The following is a 22,262-nucleotide window of genomic DNA, read 5'->3' on the forward strand; positions in this document are numbered from 1 at the left end:
CAAAGACGCATGGTCGGGTCAGGCCAGAAGAACGGCGGCGAGCAGCAGAACCGCTCCGCCCACGATCGATACCGCGTACCAGCGCACATGGCCGGTCTCGGTGCGGCTGAGGACGGCGTGGCCGCCACGCACCAGGCGCGGGACCAGGCCGATGCCGCGGTCGATCGGGTCACGCCCGAGCAGCCGACAGAGAAGCAGATAGGGTTTGACGAAGAGCAGGTCGTACAGCCAGTCGAAGCCCCAGGCGGCGTACCACCAGGCACCGAGGAAGCGACCCGGCGCGCTCTGGGCCACCGCGCCGACGAAGCGACGCTTGCCGAGGAATAGCAGGGCGGCCAGCAGGATACCGGCGAGGGCGATGGCGCCCGAGGCGATCTCCAGGCTGTGCTTGGCCTCGCCACCGGCATGTCCGGCGCTTTCCGGCAGGACGCCGGCCAGGGGCGGGGTGATCAGGGCGCCGATGAAGGTGGACAGCACGATCAGGGTGGCCAGCGGTAACCAGTGGGCCACACCGTGGCCGGCATGGGCTTCGGTCTTGGCCTCGCCATGGAAGGCGATGAAGATCAGCCGGAAGGTGTAGATGGAGGTGAGGAAGGCACCGGCCAAGCCTGCGTACAGCAATGCCTGGTGGCCGCTGGCGAAGGCTTCCCAGAGGATCTCGTCCTTGGAATAGAAGCCCGCCGTGACCAGCGGCAGCGCTGCCAGGGCTGCGCCGCCGACGATGAAGCTGGCATAGGCCAATGGCAGCTTCTTCCACAGGCCGCCCATCTTGAAGATGTTCTGCTCGTGGTGGCAGGCGTTGATCACTGCGCCGGACGCGAGGAACAGCAGTGCCTTGAAGAAGGCGTGGGTCATCAGGTGGAAGATCGCCGCGTCCCAGGCTCCCACGCCGAGGGCGAGGAACATGTAGCCGATCTGGCTCATGGTGGAGTAGGCGAGGATGCGCTTGATGTCGGTCTGCACCAGGGCCGCGAAGCCGGCCAGGACCAGCGTGGTACCACCGACGATGCCCACCAGCTCCAGGATGTCCGGGGTCAGGAGGAACAGCCCGTGGGTGCGGGCGATGAGGTACACGCCCGCGGTCACCATGGTAGCGGCGTGGATCAGCGCCGACACCGGGGTCGGGCCGGCCATGGCGTCGGCCAGCCAGGTCTGCAGCGGCAACTGGGCCGACTTGCCCACCGCACCGCCCAGCAGCATCAGGGTGGCGAGCCATAGCCAGGTATCGCCGGCCACGTATTTCTGCGGCGCGAGGACCATCAGTTCCTGAATGTTCAGCGTGCCCAGGTGCTGGAACAGGATGAACAGGCCGATGGCCATGAACACGTCGCCGATGCGGGTGACGATGAAAGCCTTGAGGGCCGCGTTACCGTTGTTCGGGTTGCTGTAGTAGAAGCCGATCAGCAGGTACGAGCAGAGGCCCACGCCTTCCCAGCCGAAGTACAGGAACAGCAGGTTATCGCCCAGCACGAGGAACAGCATGCTGGCGATGAACAGGTTGGTGTAGGCAAAGAAGCGGGAATAGCCTTCCTCGCCGCGCATGTACCAGCTGGCGAACAGGTGGATCAGGAAGCCGACGCCGGTCACCACGCCGAGCATGGTGACGGACAGGCCGTCCAGGTACAGGGTGAAGCTCGGCGCGAAACCGGCCACCGACATCCACTGCCAGAGCACCTGGGTGAAGACGCGGCCTTCCGGCGGTGCCACGTTGAACTGGACGATGACCCAGGCCGCGGTGAGGGCGGACAGGCCGACCGAGCCTACGCCGATCAGTGCCGAGAGGTTTTCCGAGAAACGCCCGCGGGAGAACGACAGCAGCAGCCAGCCGAGCAGAGGGAACAGGAACGTCAGGAATAGAAGGTTCATCCGCGCATCTCGCTGGCTGCGTCGATATCGAGGGTATGGAAGCGGCGATACAGCTGCAGCAGGATCGCCAGGCCGATGCTGGCCTCGGCCGCGGCCAGGGTGATGACCAGGATGAACATCACCTGGCCGTCGGCCTGGGCCCAGCGCGCGCCGGCCACCACGAAGGCCAGGGCGGCGGCATTCATCATCACTTCCAGGCTCATCAGAACGAACAGGATGTTACGGCGCACCATCAGCCCCAGCATCCCGAGGCTGAACAGCACGCCGGCCAGGGCCAGTCCGTGTTCCATGGGAATCGAATGCATGGCGTTATTCCTTCGCTTCGTGACGGCCGAGGTGATAGGCGGCTACCAGGGCTGCCAGCAGCAGCATGGAGGCCAGTTCCACCACCAGCAGGTAGGGACCGAACAGGCTGATGCCGACGGCTTTGGCGTCCACGGTGACCTGGCCGACGCCCGCGCCGCTGGAAACGGCGAACAGCGCGTAGAGCAGTTCGACCAGCAGGGCGGCGGAGAGCAGGCCCGGGCCGATCCACACACCCGGCTGCAGCCACTTGCGTTCCTGCTCCACCACGGCGGGGCCGAGGTTGAGCATCATCACCACGAAGACGAACAGCACCATGATGGCGCCGGCGTAGACGATGATTTCCAGGGCGCCGGCGAAGGGCGCGCCGAGGCTGAAGAACACCATCGACACGGCCAGCAGGGAGATGATCAGGTACAGCAGGGCGTGCACCGGGTTGCGGTTGGTGACCACCCGCAGGGTGGACAGCACGGCGACGCCAGCGGCGAAATAGAAAGCGAATTCCACAGCGTCTCCTTAGGGCAGCAGGCTCTTCACGTTGATCGGCTCGGCTTCGTTCTGCGCGGCACCCTTGGGTTTGCCGGCGATGGCCATGCCTGCGACGCGATAGAAGTTGTAGTCGGGGTTCTTGCCCGGTCCGGAGATCAGCAGGTGCTCCTTCTCGTAGACCAGGTCCTGACGCTTGAACTCGGCCATTTCGAAATCCGGGGTGAGCTGGATCGCGGTGGTCGGGCAGGCCTCTTCGCAGAGCCCGCAGAAGATGCAGCGGGAGAAGTTGATGCGGAAGAACTCCGGGTACCAGCGTCCGTCCTCGGTCTCGGCCTTCTGCAGCGAGATGCAACCCACGGGGCAGGCCACCGCGCAGAGGTTGCAGGCCACGCAGCGCTCTTCGCCGTCGGGGTCGCGGGTGAGCACGATGCGGCCGCGGTAGCGGGGCGGCAGGTAGACCGGCTCTTCCGGGTACTGCAGGGTGTCGCGCTTGCGGAAGGTGTGGCCGAAGACCATCACCAGGCTGCGCAGCTGGGTGAAGGTGCCGAGCACCACCTCCAGGATGTATTTGAACATGGTTCTCTCCTTACTGGGCCGAGGCCAGCACGACGGCGCCGGTCACCAGCAGGTTGATCAGGGTCAGCGGCAGGCAGAACTTCCAGCTGAAGGCCATGACCTGGTCATAGCGCGGCCGCGGGATGGAGGCGCGCAGCAGGATGAAGATCATGATGAAGAAGGCGGTCTTCAGGGCGAACCAGAGGAACGACAGGGACGGCAGGATGCCGAACGGGCCGTGCCAGCCGCCGAAGAACAGGGTCACCAGCAGCGCCGAGATCATCACGATACCGATGTACTCGCCGACGAAGAACATGCCCCATTTCATGCCGGCATACTCGATGTGGTAGCCGTCCGCCAGTTCCTGCTCCGCTTCCGGCTGGTCGAAGGGGTGGCGGTGGGTGACCGCGACGCCTGCGATGAAGAAGGTACAGAAGCCGAAGAACTGCGGAATGATGAACCACAGGTGCTGCGCCTGGTAATCGACGATGTCGCGCATGTTGAACGAGCCCACCTGGGCCACGATCCCCATCAGCGACAGCGCCAGGAACACCTCGTAGGACACGGTCTGAGCCGAGGCGCGCAGGCTGCCGAGCAGGGCGAACTTGTTGTTGCTCGACCAGCCGGCGAACAGCACGGCGTACACCGACAGGCCGGCCATGGCGAAGAAGAACAGGATGCCGATATTCAGGTCGGCAACCCCCCAACTCGGGGTGATCGGGATTACCGAGAAGGCGATCAGCAGGGCGCTCATGGCGATCACCGGGGCCAGGGTGAAGACCACCTTGTCGGCGAACGGCGGCGTCCAGTCTTCCTTGAAGAACATCTTCACCATGTCCGCACCGAGCTGGAACATGCCGAACGGGCCGACCCGGTTGGGACCGTAGCGGTCCTGCCAGAGGCCCAGCAGGCGGCGTTCGATGAAGCTCAGCAGTGCACCGGATACCACCACGGCGAGCATGACCACGATCGCCTTGATGCAGGCGATGAGCACATCGATGATCTCGGGAGTCAGCCAGCTCATTGCGCGGCCTCCTGCAGGGCAGTGGCGACGGCACCGACGACTCCCGCCGGAATGCCGGGCAGGCCGACAGGCAGGCCCACCAGACCGATGCCCAGGTCCTCACGCACCTGCACCGGCAGGCGCAGGGTGCGCTCCCCCAGGTTCAGGCTCAGCCAGGCGCCGTCGTTGACGCCCAGGCGTGCCGCTTCCTCGCGGGCCAGGGCCACGTAGGGCTGGGGCATGCGAGCCTGGATCGGCGCGGCGCGGGAGGAATTTTCCTCGCTGCCGAACAGGTGATGCAGCGCCACTACCTGCCAGGTGCCCGGCGCAGGGTTGAACGAGGCCGGGGCGGAGAACCAGGGCAACACGGTGCCGCGGGCTTCCAGCAGGCGCACGCCGGGGTCGCCGGCGCGCAGGTGGCCACCCACTTCGTCCTGGAACTTGTTCCAGGCCTGGGGCGAGTTCCAGCCCGGGGACCAGGCGAACGGGATCTGCTGGCGATCCTCCTTGGCGCCGGAATAGCCTTCCATGGAGAAGGCGAACGGCGAATCCGTGTCCTGGGGCTGGCGCGGCTCGTGGACGCTGATGTTGGCGCGCATGGCGGTGCGGCCGCTGTAGCGGTGCGGCTCGCGGGCCAGCTTCAGGCCCTTGATGCGGAACGAGGCGGACGGCGCTGCATCGCGGATGCCGGTCAGCACCGGTTGCGCGTCGGCGCAGGCGGCGGTCACCTGATCCAGCTGGGTCCAGTCGATGGCGCGGCCTTGCAGGGTGGTGTGCAAGGCATGCAGCCAGCGCCAGCCTTCGCGGACCAGGATGCCGGCGTCGTAGTAGGACGGGTCGTAGACCTGGAAGAAGCGCTGGGCACGGCCTTCCTGGCTGACCAGGGTACCGTCGCCTTCGGCGAAGCTGGCCGCCGGCAGCACCACATGGGCACGTTCCAGGGTCGGCGTACGCTGGTGGTCGGCGACCACCACGACCTGGGCGGCCTGCAGGGCGGCGTCCACCAGGGCGGCATCCACGCGGCGATACAGATCGTTCTCCAGCACCACCACCGCCTCGGCCTCACCGGCGGTGAGGGCTTGCAGCGCAGCTTCCAGAGAGCGCCCGGCGCCTTGCTCGCCCAGCAGCAGGGTCATGCCCATGCTGTTGGCTTCCGGCACTACCAGGCTGAGAGAGCCATCCTTTTCGCGATTCTTAAGCGCGCCGGCGATGTTCGCCGCCGCTTCGATCAGGGCGCGGCTGCCCAGGGACGCACCGGACACCACCAGCGGGCGCGTGGCGGCCAGCAGGGCATCGGCGATACGTTGCACGAGGGCGCGAGCTTCCTCGTCGAGGCCGTCCACCGCCGGTGCGCTCGGGTCGATGGCGTTGGCCACGGCGAAACCGATGCGCGCCAGGTCGTCGGGTGCGGCATGCACGCACTCGGCGGCGACGTCGTCCAGGCGGGTGTCCGCCACGGTGGCCATGAACAGAGGGTTCAGGGCGTGCTGGGCGACGTTCTGCACGGCGGCCATGTGCCAGTCCTGGATTTTCATCGAGGCGGCGATGTCGGTGGCCTTGCCCTTGACCGCCTGGCGCAGGGCCAGCGCGATACGTGCCGCGGTCTGGGTCAGGTCCTCGCCGAGCACGAACACCGCATCGTGCTGTTCCATGTCGCGCAGGGTCGGCACCGGCAGCGGGCCGTTCTTCAGGATGTCGCGGATCAGCTCGAGACGCTCCAGCTCGCGGGCGGCGATGCCGGAATAGAAATTGGCCTCGCCCACCAGTTCACGCAGGGCGAAGTTGCTTTCCAGGCTGGCCCGGGGCGAGCCGATGCCGATGACTCGCTTGCCTTGCAGGCGGGCAGCGGCTTCGTCCAGGGCCCGGTCGAGGCCGATGGTGTGCACGCTATCGCCGTCCCGCAGCCAGGGTTGGCGGGGGCGATCCTCGCGGTTGACGTAGCCGTAGCCGAACCGGCCACGGTCGCAGAGGAAGTACTGGTTCACCGAGCCGTTGAAGCGGTTCTCGATGCGGCGGATCTCGCCATAGCGCTCGCCGGGGCTGATGTTGCAGCCGCTGGAGCAGCCATGGCAGATGCTCGGGGCGAACTGCATGTCCCACTTACGGTTGTAGCGCTCGGAGTGGGTCTTGTCGGTGAACACCCCGGTCGGACAGACCTCGGTGAGGTTGCCGGAAAACTCGCTTTCCAACACGCCGTCCTCGACGCGGCCGAAGTAGACGTTGTCATGGGCGCCATAGACGCCCAGGTCGGTCCCGCCCGCGTAGTCCTTGTAGTAGCGCACGCAACGGTAACAGGCGATGCAGCGGTTCATCTCGTGGGCGATGAACGGGCCGAGGTCCTGGTTCTGGTGGGTGCGCTTGGTGAAGCGATAGCGACGGGCGTTGTGCCCGGTCATCACCGTCATGTCCTGCAGGTGGCAATGGCCGCCTTCCTCGCACACCGGGCAGTCATGCGGGTGGTTGGTCATCAGCCACTCGACCACACTGGCGCGAAAAGCCTTGGCCTCTTCGTCCTCGATGGAAATCCAGGTGTTGTCGGTGGCCGGGGTCATGCAGGACATCACCAGGCGGCCGCGCTTGTCGTTCTCGTCGGTGTACTGCTTGACCGCGCACTGGCGGCAGGCGCCGACGCTGCCCAGCGCCGGGTGCCAGCAGAAGTAGGGGATGTCGAGGCCGAGGGAGAGACAGGCCTGCAACAGGTTGTCCGCCCCATCGACTTCTAGGTCTTTGCCGTCTACGTGGATAGTGGCCATGGTTCAGTCTTCATCTACCCGCCGAAGCGGATTGGCTAATGGAATTCTTGTGTGCACCGTCGACGTCGCCGCGACGTGCTGCGAAACGGACCGGTGGCAGCGGACGAGGAGGCCATTGGCCTCGACTGGCATCCTGCCGTCCCGCATGCGGGGACGGCTGCGCGACCCGGTCCGGGTCGCTTTCATGCGTTCATACCATCGGTGCGGCGACCGGCCGACCGCTCTCGAGGCTCACTCGCGAGTCCGCCACCGGCTTCACGCCCGCCTCGAATTCCGAGCGGAAATACTTGATCGCGCTGCCCAGCGGCTCGACCGCGCCAGGGGCATGGGCACAGAAGGTCTTGCCTGGGCCGAGGAAGTTGACTAGGCCCAGCAGGGTCTCGAGGTCCTCGGCGCGGCCTTCGCCCCGCTCCAGGGCGCGCAGGATCTTCACGCTCCAGGGCAGCCCGTCGCGGCACGGCGTGCACCAGCCGCAGGATTCGCGGGCGAAGAACTCCTCCATATTGCGCAGCAGGGATACCATGTTGACGCTGTCGTCCACCGCCATGGCCAGGCCGGTCCCCATCCGGGTGCCCACCTTGCCGATGCCGGCGGCGTACATGGCGGCGTCCAGGTGCTCCGGCAACAGGAAGCCGGTGCCAGCGCCGCCGGGCTGCCAGCACTTCAGGGTGAAGCCATCGCGCATGCCGCCGGCGTAGTCCTCGAACAGCTCGCGGGCCGGAAGGCCGAAGGGCAGTTCCCAGACGCCGGGGTTCTTCACCTTGCCGGAGAAACCCATGAGCTTGGTGCCCATGTCCTCGCTGCCTGGTCGCGCCAGGGACTTGTACCAGTCCACCCCGTTGCCGACGATCGCCGGCACGTTGCACAGGGTTTCCACGTTGTTCACGCAGGTGGGCTTGCCCCAGACGCCGACCGCGGCGGGGAAGGGCGGCTTGGCCCGCGGGTTGGCGCGGCGGCCCTCCAGGGAGTTGATGAGCGCGGTTTCCTCGCCACAGATGTAGCGACCGGCGCCGGTGTGGACGAACAGCTCGAAATCGAAGCCGCTGCCCAGGATGTTCTTGCCCAACAGGCCGGCTTCCTTGGCTTCGGCGATGGCGCGATTGAGATTACGCGCCGCGTCGACGTACTCGCCACGCAGGAAGATGTAGCCGCGGTAGGCCTTGAGGGCCCGGGCGCTGATCAGCATGCCTTCCACCAACAGGTGGGGCAGTTGCTCCATCAGCAGGCGGTCTTTCCAGGTGTTCGGCTCCATCTCGTCCGCGTTGCACAGCAGGTAGCGGATGTTCATGGATTCGTCGGCCGGCATCAGGCCCCACTTCACCCCGGTGGGGAAGCCGGCGCCACCGCGGCCCTTGAGGCCGGAATCCTTGACCTGCTGGACGATGTCCGCCTGGGCCAGTTCGGTGAGGGCCTTGCGGGCGGCGACATAGCCGTCCTTCTGGCGGTATTCGTCGAGCCACACCGGCTCGGCGTCCTCGCGCAAGCGCCAGGTGAGCGGGTGGGTTTCCGGTGTACGGGCGATCCGGTTGGCCGGACCCATGGAGGTGAGCGTCATACGTAGGCCTCCAGCAGCGTGGCCACGCCATCCACCTGGACGTTGCCATGGGTGTCGTCGTCGATCATCAGCGCCGGTGCCTTGTCGCAGTTGCCCAGGCAGCAGACCGGCAGCAGGGTGAAACGGCCGTCCGCGGTGGTCTGGCCGAGCCCGATGCCCAGCTGCTGCTGGATGGCGCCGACCACCGACTCATGGCCACCGATGTAGCAGACCATGCTGTCGCATACGCGGATCACGTGGCGTCCGACCGGCTGGCGGAAGATCTGGCTGTAGAAGGTGGCCACGCCTTCCACGTCGCTGGCGGGAATCCCGAGGATCTCGGCGATGGCGTAGATGGCGCCGTCCGGCACCCAGCCACGTCCCTTCTGGACCAGCTTCAGCGCCTCGATGGAGGCGGCGCGCGGGTCCTCGTAATGGTGCATCTCGTGTTCGATGGCCGAGCGTTCGGTCTCGCTGAGGACGAAACGGTCGGTCTGGATCAGGGCTGCATTGCTCATGGGGGTCTCCTCAGCGATCCACGTCGGCCATGACGAAGTCGATACTGCCCAAATAGGCGATCAGGTCGGCGACCATGCTGCCGCGGATCACCGAAGGAATCTGCTGCAGGTGCGGGTAGCTGGGCGTGCGGATGCGCGTGCGGTAGCTCATGGTGCTGCCGTCGCTGGTCAGGTAATAACTGTTGATGCCCTTGGTGGCCTCGATCATCTGGAACGACTCGTTGGCCGGCATCACCGGGCCCCAGGAGACCTGCAGGAAGTGGGTGATCAGGGTCTCGATGTGCTGCAGCGTGCGCTCCTTGGGCGGCGGCGTGGTCAGCGGGTGGTCCGCCTTGTACGGGCCCTCTGGCATGTTGCGCAGGCACTGCTCAATGATCCGCACGCTCTGGCGCATCTCCTCGACGCGCACGATGCAGCGGTCGTAGGCGTCGCCGTTGTGGGCCAGTGGTACCTCGAACTCGAAGTGCTCGTAGCCGGAGTAGGGACGGGCCTTGCGCAGGTCGAAGTCCAGGCCGGTGGAACGCAGGCCGGCACCGGTCACGCCCCATTCCAGGGCTTCCTGGGTGGTGTACTGGGCGACGCCGATGGTGCGGCCCTTGAGGATGCTGTTCTTCAGCGCGGCCTTCTCGTATTCGTCCAGGCGCTTGGGCAGCCAGTCGACGAATTCCTTCACCAGGCGGTCCCAGCCCTTCGGTAGGTCGTGGGCCACGCCGCCGATGCGGTACCAGGCCGGGTGCAGGCGGAAGCCGGTGATGGCCTCGATCACCTTGTAGGCGCGCTGGCGGTCGGTGAAGGTAAAGAACACCGGGGTCATGGCGCCCACGTCCTGGATGTAGGTGCCCAGGAACAGCAGGTGGCTGGTGATGCGGAAGAACTCCGCCATCATCACACGGATGAAATCCACGCGGTCCGGCACCTTGATGCCGGCGAGCTTCTCGACCGAAAGCACGTAGGGCAGGTTGTTCATCACCCCGCCCAGGTAATCGATGCGGTCGGTGTAGGGGATGAAGCTGTGCCAGGACTGGCGCTCCGCCATCTTCTCGGCGCCACGGTGGTGGTAGCCGATGTCCGGGACGCAGTCGACGATCTCCTCGCCGTCCAGCTGCAGCACGATGCGGAAGGCACCGTGGGCAGACGGGTGGTTGGGGCCGAGGTTGAGGAACATGTAGTCCTCGTTCTCGTTGCCGCGCTTCATGCCCCAGTCTTCGGGGCGGAAGCGGGCCGCTTCCTCTTCCAGGTTCTGCTTGGCGACCGACAGGCTGAAGGGATCAAACTCGGTGGCCCGCGCCGGGTAGTCCTTGCGCAGCGGATGCCCGGTCCAGGTCGGCGGCATCAGGATGCGGGTCAGGTGCGGGTGACCGGTGAAATGAATGCCGAACAGGTCCCAGACTTCCCGTTCGTACCAGTTGGCGTTGGGCCAGATGGCGGTGACGCTGGGCAGGTTCAGGTCGCTTTCGGCCAGCGCGACCTTGATCATCACGTCGCTGTTACGTTCTATCGAGAGCAGGTGATAGAAGACCGTGAAGTCGGCGTCCGGCAGGCCGCGGCGCTGGGTCCGCAGGCGCTCGTCGAGACCGTGCAGGTCATAGAGCATCACGTAGGGGCGTGGCAGGTGGCGCAGGAAACCGAGTACCTCGATCAGGCGCTCGCGGGCCACCCAGAGGACCGGCATGCCGGTGCGGGTGGACTGGACGGTGAAGGCCTCGGTGCCGAAGCGGGCAACGAGTTCGCCGACGACGTCTTGGTCATCGGCCTTGTATGGCGGAACGGACAGCGCGGTGTCTGCAATCATGGTCTCGGTCGCTATCGATCAACGTCGGGAATGAGCGGGCTCTCGGGAGGCCGTTCAGACTTCGTCGGGGCTGCGCAGGTTGGTGACCTGGATCCGCCGTTCGCGGTTCTGCTCGCGTTGCGAAGGCATCTCAGCGCGATAGACGCCCTGATCGCCAACGACCCACGACAGCGGACGGCGCTCCTGTCCGATGGATTCCTGCAGCAGCATTAAGCCTTGCAGGAACGCTTCCGGACGGGGCGGGCAGCCGGGAATGTAGACGTCCACGGGCAGGAACTTGTCCACGCCCTGAACGACCGAGTAGATATCGTACATGCCACCGGAATTCGCACAGGCGCCCATGGAGATCACCCACTTGGGCTCCAGCATCTGCTCGTAGAGCCGCTGGATGACCGGTGCCATCTTGATGAAGCAGGTGCCGGCGATGACCATGAAGTCCGCCTGGCGTGGCGAAGCCCGGATCACTTCCGCGCCGAAACGAGCGATGTCGTGTGGGGCGGTGAAGGCGGTGGTCATTTCCACGTAGCAGCAGGACAGGCCGAAGTTGTACGGCCAAAGGGAATTCTTGCGCCCCCAATTAACCGTTGCGTTCAGCGCATCCTCAAGCTTGCCCATGAAGATGTTCTTGTGGACCTGACCCTCGATCAGAGGATCGCCTACGGTCTCCCGTTCGCCGATCGGATACTGCTCGTTAGGCGCATCCGGATCGATCCGGGTAAGTTTGTATTGCATCGCCAAAGCCTCATTGTTTTAGCTTGGCCTGCCGCTTACGACGGCCTTCGGGCGCCCAGTCGAGCGCGCCGATCCGCCATAGGTAGACAAGACCTGCCAACAGAATTGCTATGAAAACGGTAGCCTCGATGAGCCCGGCCCAGCCGCTTTCGCGAACGGAGACGGCCCAGGCGAAGAGGAAGAGGGCTTCGACGTCGAAGATCACGAAGAGCATCGCGACCAGATAGAATTTCGCGGAGAGACGCAGGCGGGCGTTGCCGGTGGGGAGCATGCCCGATTCGAAGGGGTCGTTCTTGCTGCGACCCCATGCCTTGCTGCCAAGCAGGCTGGAAACGCCGATCATGAAGGCGCAGAGGCCGACGACACCCAGCAGGAAGATGCCGAAAGACCAGTTGTGAGTCATGAGCGTTGTGGCTTCCGACATGCCGGAAACTCCTTAGGCAAGCAATGGCGTTCGCTATGTTCGTATTGTCATTTGCTGGCAACCCACTGATTCCCCAGCAATCTATTCGGACAATTTTAGGCCCGTTCTCCTACCCAAGTAAATTTTTGCGTTTTAAAAAGTTGCCCTGAAAGGCGGCCCGAATTCCGTCAAGTCCGCTGTAACCCGCGGCCCGCAAGGGTTTGTCGAGAAGTTCCGAAAGTCTCTGAGTGGACCGAAGTGCGCGACGGATAATTCATTCTTTCGGAAAGATGATATTCATTATCATTTGATTGGCTAAGTGTCGTTCACTACATGAGGACAACAGTCGTCCGGCCAACTTGGAGCGTGGGCGAGGCGGGTGTTTCCCCGGTAGGACATATGGCTTATGCCATCTTTTTTTCCGGGGCATAAAAAAGCCCCGGCATCGCTGCCGGGGCTTTCCGAATCGCCTACGCGATCAGTGGAACTGGTTCATGGTGTTGTCTTTGCCGCTGGCCTTCAGGGCCGCTTCGCCGGCGAAGTATTCCTTGTGGTTGTCGCCGATGTCGGAGCCGGCCATGTTCTGGTGCTTGACGCAGGCGATACCCTGGCGCAGTTCCTGACGCTGAACGCCCTTGACGTAGGCCAACATGCCTTCCTCGGCGAAATAGCCTTTCGCCAGGTTGTCGGTGGACAGGGCCGCGGTGTGGTAGGTCGGCAGGGTGATCAGGTGGTGGAAGATACCGGCCTGGGCGGAACCGTCGCGCTGGAAGGTGCGGATCTTCTCGTCGGCGATCTTGGCCAGCTCGGTCTCGTCGTAGTCGACGCTCATCAGCTTGGCGCGGTCGTAGGCGGACACGTCCTTGCCCTCGGCGGCCATGGTATCGAACACCTGCTGGCGGAAGTTCAGGGTCCAGTTGAAGGACGGGCTGTTGTTGTAGACCAGCTTGGCATTGGGGATGACTTCGCGGATGCGGTCGACCATGGCCTTGATCTGGCCCACGTGGGGCTTCTCGGTCTCGATCCACAGCAGGTCGGCGCCGTTCTGCAGCGAGGTGATGCAGTCCAGCACGCAGCGGTCTTCACCGGTGCCCTTGCGGAACTGGAACAGGTTGGACGGCAGACGCTTCGGACGCAGCAGCTTGCCTTCGCGGTTGATCACCACGTCGCCGTTCTTCAGCTCGGAGGCGCTGATCTCGTCGCAGTCCAGGAAGGAGTTGTACAGGTCACCCAGGTCGCCCGGCTCGTTGGTCACGGCGATCTGCTTGGTCAGGCCGGCGCCCAGGGAGTCGGTACGGGCGACAATCACGCCATCGTCCACGCCCAGTTCGAGGAAGGCGTAGCGCACGGCGTTGATCTTGGCGAGGAAGTCGGCGTGGGGAACGGTCACCTTGCCGTCCTGGTGGCCGCACTGCTTCTCGTCGGACACCTGGTTCTCGATCTGGATGCAGCAGGCACCCGCTTCAATCATCTTCTTGGCCAGCAGGTAGGTGGCTTCCGGGTTGCCGAAGCCGGCGTCGATGTCGGCGATGATGGGTACGACGTGGGTTTCGAAGTTGTCGATCTGCGCCTGGATGTCCGCGGCCTTGGCTTGGTCATCGGAGGCGCGGGCGGCGTCCAGCGCCGTGAACAGCAGGTCCATTTCGCGGGCGTCGGCCTGGCGCAGGAAGGTATAGAGCTCTTCGATCAGGCCGGCGACGACGGTCTTCTCGTGCATCGACTGGTCCGGCAGCGGGCCGAACTCGGAGCGCAGGGCGGCGACCATCCAGCCCGACAGGTAGAGGTAGCGCTTGTTGGTAGTCTTCAGGTGCTTCTTGATGGAGATCAGCTTCTGCTGACCGATGAAGCCGTGCCAGCAACCCAGAGACTGGGTGTAGACGGAGGCGTCGGCGTCGTACTCGGCCATGTCCTTGCGCATGATGGCCGCTGTGTACTTGGCGATATCCAGGCCGGTCTTGAACCGGTTCTGCGCGCGCATGCGGGCGACGGATTCCGGGTTGATCGCGCTCCAGCTGTTTCCGGCTTTCTCTTTCAGAGCGGCTACGGCTTTGATGTCGTTTTGATAAGCGGACATGGTCAATCCTTCAAAAATGTATTGGTTGAGCACCGACTTCCCACTCAAAACCTGAAGGTCGTTGCGGGTTCGCTCATGGAGTTCGAAGGGTGACGCTGGACGAGACGCTGCTCGGGAGGGGGAGGGGTGACGCGTCGGGTGGCCCGTCGACTCGACCCTGGCTCGTGGCTGCCGCTGGGTACGATCCGACGTGAGCCGAAACCGGCTGATCTACAAACGCTTCCCCGTCCCTCAGGACAACTTTCGTTCCAGTCGCCATCTCGTCGAACGGCCTTGTGGGCGTCGCAACACGGACCGTCGCGGCGGTGAGCCGGAGCGTTCCGGAGGCCCCTTTCGGAACCCCTGATCAGCGGGAGCGGGGTCATCATGCCCCTCGGGGCGGAGGTTCGTCAAACGTTTTGTAGTGTTTTTTTATCGGCACTACATGGTTAAAGGATGGACTCGCCGGTCACTCTCATCATTCCGCGAGGTCCACCTTCAGGCGGATCTGCGTATCGCTGCGGCCCTGGGTCGCGCGGTGCTGCAGCACGCCGTTGCTGTCGTACTGGCTGTCCTCGCTCACCCCGCCCACCGTCAGCCATTCGCCCAGGCGCCCGGTGACCTGGGTATCCGCGCTCTGCACGTCGATCACACCCGGACGGGTCTGGCTCAGTCGATCGTTGTTGCTGCTGAGGGCGACGTGGACGGTTTCGCCGGTCACCTGGGCGGTGACGTAGAACCCGCGCGTCACCGCGCTGTACTGGGTGGACTGGTAGACCCGCCCATAGGGATCGCGGCTGGTGGTGGTCAGCGGCACGTTCTGGCCGACCTGGATCAATGCCGGGTAGCCCTCGCTGGCCTGGATCTGCTGGCTGCTTCCGGTACGGCCCTGGGTGCTGCGGTTGATGATCCGCACCTGGTCGCGCCCGCGACCCGCGCCCTGACCGGTCTCCACGTGCACGCCGCCGACGCTGGCGGAGCCGTTCACCGAGTAGCCGCTGGCGTCGTCGGAGCGGTTCTCGTTGGTGTCCACAGTGATCAGCAGGCGTTTCGGACGGGTGTCCAGCTGCGCCAGCAGGCTGCGGATTTCCTGGATCTTGCCCGGCGAGGCGTTGACGATGAGCTGGCTGCCATAGGCGCTGATCCGGCCCGAATTGCCGACCACCGCCTGGAGGGTCGGCAGAATGTCCTCGGGCGTGCGGTAGTTGAGTGGGATGACCTCGGTTTCGGCGTGCAGCGGCAGGCTGCAGGCCAGCAGCAGGGCGAGGAGCGGCGGGCGCAGGGTCATAGCAGGAAGCTCCGCAGGTCGGGGTCGCTGAGGCTGCTGTCCCAGGCCTGGTCGAACGCGGCCTGGCGCGAGCGGATGTGCCCCGGGTGGTTGTAGAGGGCGTAGCCGGCATAGTGCTCGGGCTCCGGCCTCAGCAACAGGCCGTGGGTATCCGCCAACAGATAGGCGGCTTCTTCATTGGGGTAGTCGGGGTTCAGCTTGCGGATATGGCAGTTGCTGGAGAGGCGGCGGGTCAGGGTCAGCAGGCGGCTACCCTCTTTCACCGCACGGGTGACGTCGCGCACGAGAATGCGCAGGCGATTCCTCGGATGAGCGATAAGAAAACGCGTGCAGGCCTCCTGGATGCTGCTGTGGTGGTACAGCCAGGGTTCGAGGTCGGGGGTGTAGATGCAGAGGCTGCGCCGGGCTTGCTGCATCAGCGCCAGGGCGTGGGCGCGCGCGTCGTCCGGGGTGTTGAAGCGCTGCAGGCTGTCCTGCTCGCCCAGCACGAAGGGCGCGGGTTCCCGGGATGTCGAGGCCTGGACCGGGACGGTTTGTGGGTTATGGATGCTGAAACGCCCCGGAGAATCGAACTCGATGGCGGGCAGTTCGTCCGCGTCCATGAGGTCTTCCGGGGCGTCTTCGTTCATCGCGGGCTCCGCTTCAGTCGCTGTGGCGCACCATGTCCACATGGGGGATACCGACATCCAGGTATTCATCACTGACTACCGAGAAGCCGTGGCGTTCGTAGAACGGCGTGGCCTGGACCTGAGCGCTGAGCATCTGCTTGCGCAGACCGCGCCGCTCGGCCTCCTCAATGGCGGCCCGCAGCAGGCGGTCGCCCACCTTCAGGCCTCGCCAATCCTTGAGGACCGACATCCGGCCGATCTGCCCGTCCGGCAGCAAACGCGCCGTGCCGATGGGGTACTCGCCCTCGTAGGCCAGGAAGTGCACGGCATCGGCATCGTCGGCGTCCCACTCCAGTTCCGGCGGAACCGCCTGCTCGCCGATGAAGACGGTTTCCCGGATGCGGCGGAGCGCGGCGTTGTCCTTGTGCCAGTCCGCGACGCGGATATCGATGTCAGTCATCGGCGAACTCCAGACTTCCTTGTTTGACCAGTTCCCATACCAGGGTCCTTCCTTCATCGTCGGCCAGCCATGGCCCGAGGTTGTCGAGATACAGCGCGTCAGCGGCGCAGATCAGTTTCAGCAGGTCACGCAGGTGCCCCGGGAGCAGGCGGCTCTGGCCGCTGGCGAACAGCACCAGCTGGTCTTCCACTTCCGACCAGGCCAGCCGAGCGCTAGGGTTGCGTACCAGCACGGCGCCGTCTTCCAGGGCGCCGAGGAACGGTTCCTCTTCGACTTCCGTGCCCGAGACCAGTTCGGGGTAGCGGGGCTCGGTCATGAACTGGCCGAACCAGGTGAGCAGCAGGCGCTCGTCGCCCATGTGCTCGTCCAGCAGGGCCTTCAATCGCACCAGGGCATCACGCTGGATCTGGTGCGGGTCTTCCACCGGCTCGCTGGCGGCATCGCTGTAGCGCGCCTCGTCCGGCAGGAACTGGGCGAGGAAATCGGTGAAGTGAGTGAGCACTTCGGCAGCGCTGGGCGCGCGGAAGCCCACGGAGAAGGTCATGCAGTCATCCTCGGCGGTGCCGAAGTGGGCCAGGCGCGGCGGCAGGTAGAGCATGTCGCCCGGTTCCAGCACCCACTCGTCGGTCTGCTGGAAGTCGGCGAGGATGCGCAGGTCGCCATGGGGCAGGATCGGGCTCTGGTTGTCGCACATCTGACCGATCTTCCAGCGACGTCGGCCATGAGCCTGGAGCAGGAACACGTCGTAGTTGTCGTAGTGCGGGCCGACCCCGCCGCCCGGCGCGGCGAAGCTGATCATCACGTCATCGATCCGCCAGCTCGGCAGGAACTGGAATTCCTTCAGGAGTTCGGCCACGTCCGGGACGAACTGGTCCACGGCCTGCACCAGCAGCGTCCAGTCCCGCTCCGGCAAATCCTGGAAGGTCTCCTCGGTGAACGGGCCGCGGCGCAGTTCCCAGGGCTGCTCGCCATGCTCCACCACCAGGCGCGATTCCACCTCGTCTTCCAGGGACAGGCCGGCCAGCTCGTCCGGGCTGATCGGGCTCTCGAACCCGGGCTTGGCCTGACGGATCAGCAGAGGCTTGCGTTGCCAGTAGTCGCGCAGGAATTCGCGGGCGCTGAGGCCGCCGAGAAGCTGGAGCGGGAGATCGGGGTTCATGGACGGTTACCTTGGGCTATAAAAAAGCCCGGCACAGCCGGGCGTGCGAAGCGGGTTGGCCGGTCAGATCCGCTTGGCCTGGGCGGCAGCGTTGCCGGTGTAGCCGGCCGGGGTCAGGGTGCGCAGCTCGGCCTTGGCCTCCGCCGGCATGTCCAGTCCGTCGATGAACGTCTGCAGGGCTTCCGGGCTGATCCCCTTGCCGCGCGTCAACTCCTTGAGTTTCTCGTAGGGATTCTCGATGGCGTAGCGGCGCATCACCGTCTGGATCGGCTCGGCGAGCACTTCCCAGCAGGCGTCCAGGTCCTCGGCGATGCGCGCGGCATTGAGCTCCAGCTTGCCGATGCCCTTCAGGCTGGCTTCGTAGGCGATCACGCTGTGGGCGATACCGACGCCCAGGTTGCGCAGCACGGTGGAGTCGGTCAGGTCGCGCTGCCAGCGGGAGACCGGCAGCTTGCTGGCCAAGTGCTGGAACAGGGCGTTGGCGATACCCAGGTTGCCTTCGGAATTCTCGAAGTCGATCGGGTTGACCTTGTGCGGCATGGTGGACGAGCCGATCTCGCCGGCCACGGTCTTCTGCTTGAAGTAGCCCAGGGAGATGTAGCCCCAGACGTCCCGGTCGAAGTCGATCAGGATGGTGTTGAAGCGGGCGATGGCGTCGAACAGCTCGGCGATGTAGTCGTGGGGTTCGATCTGGGTGGTGTAAGGGTTCCAGGCCAGGCCCAGGTCCTTCTCAATGAAGGCGCGGGCGTTGGCCTCCCAGTCCAGGCTGGGGTAAGCGGACAGGTGGGCGTTGTAGTTGCCCACGGCGCCGTTGATCTTGCCCAGCAGCGGCACGCCGGCCACCTGCAGGATCTGCCGCTCCAGGCGGTAAACGACGTTGGCCAGTTCCTTGCCCAGGGTGGTGGGGGAGGCCGGCTGGCCGTGGGTCCGCGACAGCATCGGGACGTCGGCGAAGCGGTGGGCCAGTGCCCGGATCGCCTCGGCGATCTGCCGCATCAGCGGCAGCAGCACGTTGTCGCGGCCTTCGCGCAGCATCAGGGCATGGGACAGGTTGTTGATGTCCTCGCTGGTGCAGGCGAAGTGGATGAATTCACTGACCTTGGCCAGCTCGGGCAGCCCGGCGGCCTGTTCCTTGAGCAGGTATTCCACCGCCTTGACGTCGTGGTTGGTGGTGCGCTCGATCTGCTTGATGCGCTCGGCGTGCTCCAGCTGGAAGTCGGTGGCCAGGCGGTCGAGGAGAGCGTTTGCTTCCTGGGAGAACGGGGCGACCTCAGGAATACCCTCATGGGCGGCCAGCCGCTGCAGCCAGCGGACCTCCACCATGACGCGGAAACGGATCAGGCCGTACTCGCTGAAGATCGGCCGCAAGGCCTCGGTTTTGCCGGCATAGCGGCCATCGACGGGGGATACCGCGGTGAGCGAGGAGAGCTGCATGGAGGGCGTTCTCGGCGTCGGTCAACGAAAGAGGGCGCGTATCATACACGAATTCCGCCACCCGGCCCGGGCTGCGGACGAGCGTCAGGTTCGCCGGCGCGACACCGAGAGCAGCCCCGAGGCGATGATCAGCAGCGCCCCCAGCAGCGAGCCCGTGTCGGGTGCCTCGCCCCAGCGCAGCCAGGCGATGATCCCGGAAAAGACGATGGCCAGGTAGGCGAACGGCCCGATGATCCCCGGCGGGGCGAGGGCGTAGGCTTTCGACATGACGATCTGGCTGATGGTGGCCAGCAGGCCTACCAGGAACAACAGGGCCAGTTGATGGCTGCTCAGGGGCTGCCAGGCCCAGGTCAAGGGGATCGCGGAGATGAGTGTGCTGAACAGGGCGAAGTAGAAGACGATGCGGAAGGCCGGCTCGCTGTCGCTCATTTCGCGGATCGAGACGAAGGCGAAGGCGGCCAGCAGGCTGGCGGCGACCCCCACCAGGGCCTGGCTGTCGAGCAGCGCTTCCGACCGTTTGGCCACCAGGAACACGCCCGCCAGGCCCACCAGGCTGGTCAGCAGGATGCGTCGACTGAGGGGCTCCTTCAGCCACCAGTAGGCGATTAAGGGGGTGAAGACCGGTGCCGAGTAGGTGAAGAGCATGGCATCGGCCAGGGGCAGGTGGGCGATGGCGTAGAAGAAGCAGTACATGGCCGCCAGGCCGTAGGTGGTCCGCCACAGGTGGGAGGCTAGGCGTTTGGTCTTCAGCGGCCCCGGACCTTTCACCAGCACCAGCGGCAGGAAGAACAGGACGCCAACCAGGTTGCGGAAGAACACCACCGACTCGTTGTTCACCGTGCCCGAGAGTTCCCGGATGCCGACGCCCATGAGCGAGAACAGCAGGGTGGAAAGCGCCAGCAGCGCAGCCCCCAAGACTGGCCGAACGGCGCGAGGGCGGAGGGGTGTCGCCATGCTCAGCGGCGCATCATGGGATAAAGCTCGCTGAGCAATTTGCGGCGGCTGAACACCAGTTGCCAGCGATGGCCGCCCAGTTGACGCCACAGGCGTGCGGCGCGGATGCCGGCGAGGAGCAGGGCACGGATCTTCGCCGCATTGCTGGCCTGCTGCAGGAAGCGCATCTCGCCATGCACCTGGATGCGCTGGCGGAACGTACTCAGGGTGTCCTCATAAAGGCCGCCGCAGGCCGCGATCACGTTCTCGTGGGTGACCCCGAAATGCCTGACCTGCTGCTGGATTTGGTCCAGGCGGGTACCGATCGTCGCCAGCATGTCGTCGCGCTTGGCCAGTTGCCGCTCGAGGCCCAGCAGGGCCAGGGCATAGCGCAGCGGCTCGCGCTGCAGGCTGTTGGGGTCGCGCTCCAGGGCGCTGACCAGGGCCTTGTAGCCTTCGCGCAGGTTCAGGTCGTCGCCGCCGTACACGTCCAGCGTGGTGGGCGGGTCACGTACCAGCAGGCTGCCGATCATGCAGCCCAGCGGCGGCTCGCTGATCTGGCCGGTCTTGGCCAGGCGGTCCACCAGGGCGGCAGCGTTGAACACCGCCCCCAGGGCGACCAGTTGCTCCTGGGCCGGCGTCATGGGTGCTCCTCCTGGAGGCAGGGTTCGGCCTGCTCGATCACGCCACCGCCCAGGCAAACCTCACCGTCGTAGAACACCACCGACTGGCCCGGCGTCACTGCCCGCTGGGGCACGTCGAACACTGCGCGGTAGCCATGGGCCGTGCGCTCCAGGGTGCACGCCTGGTCCTGCTGCCGATAGCGCACCTTGGCGGTCAGGCGACGTGGCGCGTCCAGCTGGACCGGATTGACCCAGTACAGCTCCGAGGTCAGCAGGGCGCGGGAAAACAGCAGCGGATGCGCGTTGCCCTGGCCTACCACCAGCACGTTCCGCGACAGGTCCTTGACCAGCACGTACCAGGGCGCCTCGCCGGCGTCCTTGAGCCCACCGATGCCCAGCCCCTGGCGCTGGCCGATGGTGTGGTACATCAACCCCATGTGGCGGCCGATAACGTCGCCCTCGGTGGTTTCGATGTTGCCCGGCTGCGCCGGCAGGTATTGCTTGAGGAAATCGCTGAAGCGGCGCTCGCCGATGAAACAGATGCCGGTAGAATCCTTCTTCTTGGCCGTGGCGAGGCCATGGCGCTCTGCGATGGCGCGGACCTGGGGCTTTTCCAGTTCTCCGACGGGGAACAAGGTCTTGCCGATCTGCTCGCCGCCCACGGCATGGAGGAAGTAGCTCTGGTCCTTGTTGGGGTCCAGGCCCTTGAGCAGTTCGCTGCGGCCGTCGATATCGCGGCGGCGGACGTAGTGCCCGGTGGCGATCAGGTCGGCGCCCAGGCTCAGGGCATAGTCGAGGAACGCCTTGAACTTGATCTCGCGGTTGCAGAGGATGTCCGGGTTGGGCGTGCGACCGGCCTTGTATTCGGCGAGGAAATGCTCGAAGACGTTGTCCCAGTATTCCGCCGCGAAGTTGGCCGTGTGCAGGGGGATACCGATGCGCTCGCAGACGGCCTGGGCATCCGCCAGGTCTTCGCGGGCGGTGCAGTAGTCGGTCCCGTCATCCTCTTCCCAGTTCTTCATGAACAGGCCTTCCACCTGGTAGCCCTGTTCCAGCAGCAGCAAGGCGGAGACCGAGGAGTCCACGCCGCCGGACATGCCGACGATCACGCGGGTGGTGGCTGGATCATGCATAGGAATACGGACGGATGACTGCGGAAAAGGTCGCGAGTCTAACAGATGCCGCGTCGGGCGCGACCGTCAGCTACCAGTGCGGATCAGCGCCAGGGGGAAGCGTTCGCCGGCCAGGTAATCGTCGATGCAGCGCAGTACCAGTCGGCTGCGCCAGCGCTCCGGCTGGGCGACCAGCTCCTCGCGGGTCAGCCAGCGCGGGCCGATGATTCCCTCGTCCAGGGGCGAGTCGGTCTGGCGCACGGGGCGGGCGGCGAAGCAGACGCGCTGGTAGGTCACTCCGTTCGACGGCGCGGCATAGAGGTAGATGCCGGTCACCGCGGTCAGCTCCACTTCCCAGCCGGTTTCCTCGAGGGTTTCGCGCAAGGCGGCCTGGATCAGACTTTCGTCGGCTTCCAGATGCCCGGCAGGCTGATTTAATACGGCGCGACCGTCGGCGAGCTCCTCCACCAGCAGAAAGCGGCTGTCGTCCTCAACGACGGTGGCGACGGTGACATGAGGGGTGAAGCGCATGGGGCGGTTCCTTCTCGATGCGGGTCGGCCATGGTAGCGCGTCGTTCCCGGGCGGGTCAGCGGGGGAACTGCTAGGCTTGGAAATTCTCCGAAGCGCTGCCGTGTAGCGTTTC

The 22,262-nt window shown here is 65.3% G+C and carries 21 protein-coding genes; all 21 read right to left on the minus strand.

Going from position 1 to position 22,262, the window contains the following annotated elements:
* Positions 1-18: 18 nt before the first annotated feature.
* On the minus strand, positions 19-1,866 hold the full coding sequence (gene nuoL / locus FM069_RS00205) for an NADH-quinone oxidoreductase subunit L (protein ID WP_143486113.1): 1,848 nt from the start codon (positions 1,864-1,866) through the stop codon (positions 19-21).
* Entirely contained in the window at positions 1,863-2,171 is a 309-nt protein-coding gene (nuoK, locus tag FM069_RS00210) for an NADH-quinone oxidoreductase subunit NuoK (RefSeq protein ID WP_143486114.1), read from the minus strand. Before nuoK ends, nuoL begins: the two co-directional genes overlap by 4 nt.
* A 4-nt stretch (positions 2,172-2,175) precedes the next feature.
* Positions 2,176-2,676, minus strand: coding sequence for an NADH-quinone oxidoreductase subunit J (nuoJ, locus tag FM069_RS00215; protein ID WP_143486115.1), 501 nt, complete (start codon positions 2,674-2,676; stop codon positions 2,176-2,178).
* Between the two features lie 9 nt (positions 2,677-2,685).
* On the minus strand, positions 2,686-3,234 hold the full coding sequence (gene nuoI, locus FM069_RS00220; protein WP_143486116.1) for an NADH-quinone oxidoreductase subunit NuoI: 549 nt from the start codon (positions 3,232-3,234) through the stop codon (positions 2,686-2,688).
* Positions 3,235-3,244: 10 nt separating this feature from the next.
* Positions 3,245-4,237 carry an NADH-quinone oxidoreductase subunit NuoH gene (nuoH, locus tag FM069_RS00225; RefSeq protein WP_143486117.1) on the minus strand — a complete coding sequence of 331 codons (993 nt, stop codon included), beginning with the start codon at positions 4,235-4,237 and terminating at the stop codon, positions 3,245-3,247.
* Positions 4,234-6,969 (minus strand): NADH-quinone oxidoreductase subunit NuoG, encoded by a 2,736-nt coding sequence (gene nuoG / locus FM069_RS00230; RefSeq protein WP_143486118.1) that lies wholly within the window; start codon positions 6,967-6,969, stop codon positions 4,234-4,236. The genes nuoH and nuoG overlap by 4 nt, the downstream gene beginning before the upstream one ends.
* Positions 6,970-7,159: 190 nt before the next feature.
* On the minus strand, positions 7,160-8,524 hold the full coding sequence (gene nuoF, locus FM069_RS00235) for an NADH-quinone oxidoreductase subunit NuoF (RefSeq protein WP_143486119.1): 1,365 nt from the start codon (positions 8,522-8,524) through the stop codon (positions 7,160-7,162).
* Entirely contained in the window at positions 8,521-9,021 is a 501-nt protein-coding gene (gene nuoE, locus FM069_RS00240) for an NADH-quinone oxidoreductase subunit NuoE (protein WP_143486120.1), read from the minus strand. The genes nuoF and nuoE overlap by 4 nt, the downstream gene beginning before the upstream one ends.
* 10 nt (positions 9,022-9,031) lie before the next feature.
* Complete coding sequence (nuoC, locus tag FM069_RS00245) at positions 9,032-10,813, minus strand: NADH-quinone oxidoreductase subunit C/D (protein ID WP_143486121.1); 1,782 nt, start codon at positions 10,811-10,813, stop codon at positions 9,032-9,034.
* 54 nt (positions 10,814-10,867) lie between these two features.
* Positions 10,868-11,545, minus strand: coding sequence for a NuoB/complex I 20 kDa subunit family protein (locus tag FM069_RS00250; protein WP_143486122.1), 678 nt, complete (start codon positions 11,543-11,545; stop codon positions 10,868-10,870).
* A gap of 10 nt (positions 11,546-11,555) precedes the next feature.
* Complete coding sequence (locus tag FM069_RS00255; protein ID WP_143486123.1) at positions 11,556-11,969, minus strand: NADH-quinone oxidoreductase subunit A; 414 nt, start codon at positions 11,967-11,969, stop codon at positions 11,556-11,558.
* Positions 11,970-12,426: 457 nt separating this feature from the next.
* Entirely contained in the window at positions 12,427-14,022 is a 1,596-nt protein-coding gene (locus FM069_RS00260) for an isocitrate lyase (protein WP_143486124.1), read from the minus strand.
* A 457-nt stretch (positions 14,023-14,479) separates the two neighbouring features.
* Positions 14,480-15,289 carry a secretin N-terminal domain-containing protein gene (locus FM069_RS00265; protein ID WP_143486125.1) on the minus strand — a complete coding sequence of 270 codons (810 nt, stop codon included), beginning with the start codon at positions 15,287-15,289 and terminating at the stop codon, positions 14,480-14,482.
* Positions 15,286-15,918, minus strand: a complete 633-nt coding sequence (locus FM069_RS00270; protein WP_143486126.1) for a DUF7931 domain-containing protein — start codon at positions 15,916-15,918, stop codon at positions 15,286-15,288. Before FM069_RS00270 ends, FM069_RS00265 begins: the two co-directional genes overlap by 4 nt.
* A 13-nt stretch (positions 15,919-15,931) precedes the next feature.
* Positions 15,932-16,357 carry a GNAT family N-acetyltransferase gene (locus tag FM069_RS00275; RefSeq protein ID WP_143486127.1) on the minus strand — a complete coding sequence of 142 codons (426 nt, stop codon included), beginning with the start codon at positions 16,355-16,357 and terminating at the stop codon, positions 15,932-15,934.
* Positions 16,350-17,516, minus strand: coding sequence for a ribosomal protein uL16 3-hydroxylase (locus FM069_RS00280; RefSeq protein ID WP_143486128.1), 1,167 nt, complete (start codon positions 17,514-17,516; stop codon positions 16,350-16,352). Before FM069_RS00280 ends, FM069_RS00275 begins: the two co-directional genes overlap by 8 nt.
* Positions 17,517-17,579: 63 nt before the next feature.
* The gene (gene purB, locus FM069_RS00285; RefSeq protein ID WP_143486129.1) at positions 17,580-18,950 is read right to left on the minus strand and encodes an adenylosuccinate lyase; all 1,371 of its coding nucleotides are present in this window, start codon (positions 18,948-18,950) and stop codon (positions 17,580-17,582) included.
* Between the two features lie 84 nt (positions 18,951-19,034).
* Positions 19,035-19,904 (minus strand): DMT family transporter, encoded by an 870-nt coding sequence (locus FM069_RS00290; protein WP_143486130.1) that lies wholly within the window; start codon positions 19,902-19,904, stop codon positions 19,035-19,037.
* A 2-nt stretch (positions 19,905-19,906) separates the two neighbouring features.
* Positions 19,907-20,527 (minus strand): high frequency lysogenization protein HflD, encoded by a 621-nt coding sequence (gene hflD / locus FM069_RS00295; RefSeq protein ID WP_143486131.1) that lies wholly within the window; start codon positions 20,525-20,527, stop codon positions 19,907-19,909.
* Positions 20,524-21,639: a tRNA 2-thiouridine(34) synthase MnmA gene (gene mnmA, locus FM069_RS00300; RefSeq protein ID WP_143486132.1), complete on the minus strand. Its 1,116-nt coding sequence runs from the start codon at positions 21,637-21,639 to the stop codon at positions 20,524-20,526. The genes hflD and mnmA overlap by 4 nt, the downstream gene beginning before the upstream one ends.
* 66 nt (positions 21,640-21,705) lie before the next feature.
* Positions 21,706-22,149, minus strand: a complete 444-nt coding sequence (locus FM069_RS00305) for an NUDIX hydrolase (RefSeq protein ID WP_143486133.1) — start codon at positions 22,147-22,149, stop codon at positions 21,706-21,708.
* Between the last annotated feature and the right edge of the window lie 113 nt (positions 22,150-22,262).

The sequence above is a fragment of the Pseudomonas mangiferae genome (assembly GCF_007109405.1).
Taxonomy (GTDB): domain Bacteria; phylum Pseudomonadota; class Gammaproteobacteria; order Pseudomonadales; family Pseudomonadaceae; genus Pseudomonas_T; species Pseudomonas_T mangiferae.

What these genes read in the sequence shown, in the direction of transcription:
- nuoH (WP_143486117.1), bottom strand. Translation starts at nt 4,237, where the DNA reads ATGAGCTGGCTGACTCCCGAGATCATCGATGTGCTCATCGCCTGCATC.
- nuoF (WP_143486119.1), bottom strand. Translation starts at nt 8,524, where the DNA reads ATGACGCTCACCTCCATGGGTCCGGCCAACCGGATCGCCCGTACACCG.
- nuoK (WP_143486114.1), bottom strand. Translation starts at nt 2,171, where the DNA reads ATGCATTCGATTCCCATGGAACACGGACTGGCCCTGGCCGGCGTGCTG.
- FM069_RS00255 (WP_143486123.1), bottom strand. Translation starts at nt 11,969, where the DNA reads ATGTCGGAAGCCACAACGCTCATGACTCACAACTGGTCTTTCGGCATC.
- nuoG (WP_143486118.1), bottom strand. Translation starts at nt 6,969, where the DNA reads ATGGCCACTATCCACGTAGACGGCAAAGACCTAGAAGTCGATGGGGCG.
- nuoC (WP_143486121.1), bottom strand. Translation starts at nt 10,813, where the DNA reads ATGATTGCAGACACCGCGCTGTCCGTTCCGCCATACAAGGCCGATGAC.
- FM069_RS00250 (WP_143486122.1), bottom strand. Translation starts at nt 11,545, where the DNA reads ATGCAATACAAACTTACCCGGATCGATCCGGATGCGCCTAACGAGCAG.
- FM069_RS00260 (WP_143486124.1), bottom strand. Translation starts at nt 14,022, where the DNA reads ATGTCCGCTTATCAAAACGACATCAAAGCCGTAGCCGCTCTGAAAGAG.
- FM069_RS00265 (WP_143486125.1), bottom strand. Translation starts at nt 15,289, where the DNA reads ATGACCCTGCGCCCGCCGCTCCTCGCCCTGCTGCTGGCCTGCAGCCTG.
- purB (WP_143486129.1), bottom strand. Translation starts at nt 18,950, where the DNA reads ATGCAGCTCTCCTCGCTCACCGCGGTATCCCCCGTCGATGGCCGCTAT.
- FM069_RS00290 (WP_143486130.1), bottom strand. Translation starts at nt 19,904, where the DNA reads ATGGCGACACCCCTCCGCCCTCGCGCCGTTCGGCCAGTCTTGGGGGCT.
- nuoL (WP_143486113.1), bottom strand. Translation starts at nt 1,866, where the DNA reads ATGAACCTTCTATTCCTGACGTTCCTGTTCCCTCTGCTCGGCTGGCTG.
- hflD (WP_143486131.1), bottom strand. Translation starts at nt 20,527, where the DNA reads ATGACGCCGGCCCAGGAGCAACTGGTCGCCCTGGGGGCGGTGTTCAAC.
- FM069_RS00270 (WP_143486126.1), bottom strand. Translation starts at nt 15,918, where the DNA reads ATGAACGAAGACGCCCCGGAAGACCTCATGGACGCGGACGAACTGCCC.
- FM069_RS00275 (WP_143486127.1), bottom strand. Translation starts at nt 16,357, where the DNA reads ATGACTGACATCGATATCCGCGTCGCGGACTGGCACAAGGACAACGCC.
- mnmA (WP_143486132.1), bottom strand. Translation starts at nt 21,639, where the DNA reads ATGCATGATCCAGCCACCACCCGCGTGATCGTCGGCATGTCCGGCGGC.
- FM069_RS00305 (WP_143486133.1), bottom strand. Translation starts at nt 22,149, where the DNA reads ATGCGCTTCACCCCTCATGTCACCGTCGCCACCGTCGTTGAGGACGAC.
- FM069_RS00280 (WP_143486128.1), bottom strand. Translation starts at nt 17,516, where the DNA reads ATGAACCCCGATCTCCCGCTCCAGCTTCTCGGCGGCCTCAGCGCCCGC.
- nuoE (WP_143486120.1), bottom strand. Translation starts at nt 9,021, where the DNA reads ATGAGCAATGCAGCCCTGATCCAGACCGACCGTTTCGTCCTCAGCGAG.
- nuoI (WP_143486116.1), bottom strand. Translation starts at nt 3,234, where the DNA reads ATGTTCAAATACATCCTGGAGGTGGTGCTCGGCACCTTCACCCAGCTG.